This is a genomic window from Cronobacter sp. EKM101R (genome assembly GCF_963888145.1).
GTDB classification, from domain to species: Bacteria; Pseudomonadota; Gammaproteobacteria; order Enterobacterales; family Enterobacteriaceae; genus Cronobacter; species Cronobacter turicensis.
Genome location: NZ_CAWPHW010000063.1, coordinates 1 through 221, shown reverse-complemented (window position 1 = coordinate 221; position 221 = coordinate 1). Strand labels below are relative to the sequence as shown.

The following is a 221-nucleotide window of genomic DNA, read 5'->3' as shown; positions in this document are numbered from 1 at the left end:
GTTTGCCCCTTGCACATATCAAGATCTTTTCCTGAAAGGGTTTTTATCTCCGTCTTCGTTTGCTCAAGATTGGGACGCCCATTATTATTCAGCCACACCCGCACTTTCCCTTCCGGCGCAAGCCCGATAACCATATACTGAAAATAATAGGTCTCTTTCGGACTGTAGTTACTTTTTTCCGTACGCAGCATTTTCTGCCAGGTCTCTGGCGAGAATATCAG

1 protein-coding gene is annotated in these 221 nt (G+C 45.7%); it reads right to left on the bottom strand.

Annotation, left to right across the window (positions count from 1 at the left end):
• A partial coding sequence (locus AACV31_RS21480; protein ID WP_255491459.1) for a DUF2931 family protein occupies positions 1 to 191 on the bottom strand: 191 nt, incomplete at its 3' end.
• Positions 192 to 221 lie beyond the last annotated feature (30 nt).